The sequence below is a fragment of the Deinococcota bacterium genome (assembly GCA_030858465.1).
Lineage (GTDB): Bacteria > Deinococcota > Deinococci > Deinococcales > Trueperaceae > JALZLY01.
Genome location: JALZLY010000161.1, coordinates 1 through 3,155, shown reverse-complemented (window position 1 = coordinate 3,155; position 3,155 = coordinate 1). Strand labels below are relative to the sequence as shown.

Annotated in this window: 4 protein-coding genes; all 4 read left to right on the top strand. The window is 62.4% G+C overall.

The features are described from left to right. Window positions 1–202 precede the first annotated feature (202 nt). Complete coding sequence (locus tag M3498_08200; protein ID MDQ3459262.1) at window positions 203–967, top strand: ABC transporter permease subunit; 765 nt, start codon at window positions 203–205, stop codon at window positions 965–967. Further along, complete coding sequence (locus tag M3498_08195; GenBank protein MDQ3459261.1) at window positions 964–1,719, top strand: ABC transporter ATP-binding protein; 756 nt, start codon at window positions 964–966, stop codon at window positions 1,717–1,719. Before M3498_08200 ends, M3498_08195 begins: the two co-directional genes overlap by 4 nt. Before the next feature lie 52 nt (window positions 1,720–1,771). After that, entirely contained in the window at window positions 1,772–2,674 is a 903-nt protein-coding gene (locus tag M3498_08190) for an ABC transporter substrate-binding protein (protein ID MDQ3459260.1), read from the top strand. Between the two features lie 44 nt (window positions 2,675–2,718). Beyond that, window positions 2,719–3,155: class I SAM-dependent methyltransferase (locus M3498_08185; protein MDQ3459259.1), on the top strand; the 437-nt coding region annotated here is incomplete at its 3' end.

Sequence of the window (3,155 nt, the reverse complement as noted above, 5' to 3'; positions counted from 1 at the left end):
CGTATGCATAACAGCATCGTTTGCGAAAAGTGTGGGGTACCCACGATGGAGACGCGCATTCATACCTTCGAGGGCAAGCACTACTGCATCCCCTGTTTTGAGGAGGTCGGTCTGCGGCACTGGCCTTTTGCGAAAGGGAAAGCCGGTTGTTGACCCTTCTTTTCTAATCCCGCTCCGACCAGACGACTCGAGGCTGACGACCATGATTTTGCGCAAAGCCATTGTCACCGTGATCCCTTTCGTCACCGCTATGGTGGCAATCTTGGTCGTTTGGAAGCTTGTGGCCCTGTTCACCCCGAGTTATCTGCTGCCGCCGCCAGAGAGGGTCTTTGGCCGCTTCCAGCGGGCGCTTGACAACCCCGAGTTTTTCGCGTCTATAGGGCGCTCGCTCGTCAGGTTGGCTACGGGTTTTGCCGTGGCCTCGCTGCTAGGGGTGGGAACCGGGCTTTTGGCGAGCGCCGTCGCGCCGTTTCGTGCTTATGCCAGGGCATTTCTAGCCATCTTGCAGTCGGTGCCGCCCATCGCCTACCTGCCGCTGCTCATTTTGCTGCTCGGCTTTGGAGACAAGGCGGTGCTGTGGGTCATCACCTTCGCGGCGCTCTTTCCGATCGCCATCAACGCGGTTGCCGCAGTCGAGCAGGTGAGCGGCGTCTATGTCGCGGCAGCCCGGAATCTGGGCGCGGGTCCCCGTCAGCTCGCCTTGTGGGTGTACCTACCCGCCGCCCTGCCTGTCCTCATCGCCGGGGCGCAGGCGGGCTTCGGCAACGCCTGGCGGGCGCTCATCGCAGCGGAGATGTTCGGCGGCACCAATATCGGGCTCGGCTGGTCGATCGCTTCCGCCTCGCAGGTAGGCGACGTCACAGGAGTCCTTTTGGGCATCGCCGTCATCGGCTTCCTTTCTGTCCTTATCGACGGGGTCGGCTTCAGCGCCGCCAAGCGCCTGCTGCTGCCCTGGAGATATGCGTGATCGTCCTCACGGCGGTGAGCAAGACCTATAAGGACCTGGAGGTGCTAAAGCCGCTGACTCTCGACTTCGCTGCGGGGACTTTCAGCGCCGTGGTGGGGCCTTCCGGCTGCGGCAAATCGACCCTGTTGCGCCTCGTTGCAGGGCTAGAGTCTCCTTCGGCAGGACGCATCACCATAGACGGTCGCGATCTCATGAATACTCCGACCAAGCGTATCCTCGTTTTTCAAGAGGATGCGCTCTTTCCCTGGCTGACGCTCGAGAAGAACGTCGCTTTCGGCTTGGAGATGAACAAGATGGACAAAGCGGCAGCGCATGAGGTAGCGCGTGAGTGGTTGGGGCGCGTTCATCTAAGCGGATTCGGGTGCTACTACCCGCATCAGGTCTCAAGCGGGATGCGCCAGCGCGCGGCTTTGGCACGTTCCTTGGCGCTCGAGCCTGAAGTCTTGTTGCTGGATGAACCTTTTGGTGCCCTCGACGCCCTTACGCGCCTCAAGCTGCAAGACGAGCTCCTTCGTCTCTGGCAAGCCTACCGTGCCACTGTTGTGCTGGTCACCCACGATGTCGAGGAGGCCGTCTACCTGGCGGATCGTGCCATCGTCCTTTCGCCCCGTCCCACTCGCGTCGAGGTAGACCTGCCTATCGCGCTGCCTAGACCACGGGCTCGAGACCACCCCAAGCTCGTTCGCCTGAAGCGCGAGATCTTGAGCGCTATCGGCATCGAAAAAGAACACGGAGAGGTTTACCATGCATAGACCGCTAACCACCCTTTTGCTCCTTTGCTGCGCCGCCTTAACCCAGCTGGGCGTGGCCCAGCGAGACGCGACCGTCGGGCATATCAACATCTTGCCCGCCGCCCTGCCGCTGGTGGCCGAAGCGGCGGGCATCTATGATGAGCTCGGCCTGAACGCGAACGTGATCGCCTTTGCCGACGGCCCGAGTACCGCGCAGGCCCTGGTTGCGGGTCAGCTCGACGTTGCTTATGTCGGCTACACGCTCGCCTATCTCTGGGCGTCCCAAGATGCACCAGTGCGTATCCTCGGGAGAGCGGCCAACATCGACCTCGTGGTGATGGCGCGGCAGGATGCGGGCATCGCGGAGCTGGCCGACCTGCGCGGACGCACGGTGGGTACGCCGCCCAACGGCACGCCGCCCGACGTCATCTTCCGTGGTTTGGTCTTGCCCGAGGCGGGCTTGAGCGGTGCCGACATCGAGCAGATCCAGGTGCCGCCACCAACCCTGCTGCCCGGTCTGGCTACGGGGCAATTCGAAGCTGCCGTGATGCCCGAGCCCTGGGGCACTATCGCCAAGCTGCAGCTTGAACCCGTTCAGGTTTTCGACATCAACGACCTCCTGCCTGAAGCCGTCTCCGTCGGCATCGTCTTCGTCACTACCCAACGTACGCTCGAGGAAAAGCCCGAGCTCGTCGAGGTGCTGGTCGAGGCGCACAAGCGAACCGTCGCGCTTTCCGAAAGTGACCCCGAGACCTTCAACCAACTGCTTGCCGACGGCTTTTTCCCCAACGGCGTCGAGACGCCTAGCGGCACAATAGAGGGCAGGACGGTCGTCGATCAGGCGATGGCGCGCCTCAGCTTCGGCTACGAGCTTCCCGAAGAGGCCATCGAGCAGATGGAGGCGTTGGCGGCGGTGCTCGTGGAGCTTGGGATCATCGAGGAAACCATCCCGGTCCGCGGTCTGATCGTGCAGTAGCAGGTCAATTGCCCCTACCTTCGCACTTCACCCAAGGGAGAAAGATGCACCGCTTGCCCGAGTCCGACCTGCCCTTTTGGGAACGCCCCGACGTCGTCGAGATGTTCGCCAACCGCCCGCCCGACACGCGCATGGTGGCGCTCTTGAAGAACGCCCCTACCACGACCCGCGTCCTCGACCTCGGCTGTGCCGGCGGGCGCAACAGCCTCTGGCTCGCCCAGCAGGGCTTTGACTTTTTTGCCGTGGACGCCTCAACCGCCATGATTGTCAAAACCCGTGAGCGGGTCGGCGCCCTCTTGGGTGAGGAGGCAGCTAAAGCGCGCGTGCTCGCGGGCCGCATGGATAGTTTAACTTGCTTCGCTGAAGGCTCTTTCGACCTGGTGCTGGCTTTTGGCATCTATCAGGGAGCGCAAAGTGAAGCCGAGTGGCACCGGGCGGTAGCGGAAACGGTTCGAGTTCTCGAGGTAGGCGGTGAACTGCT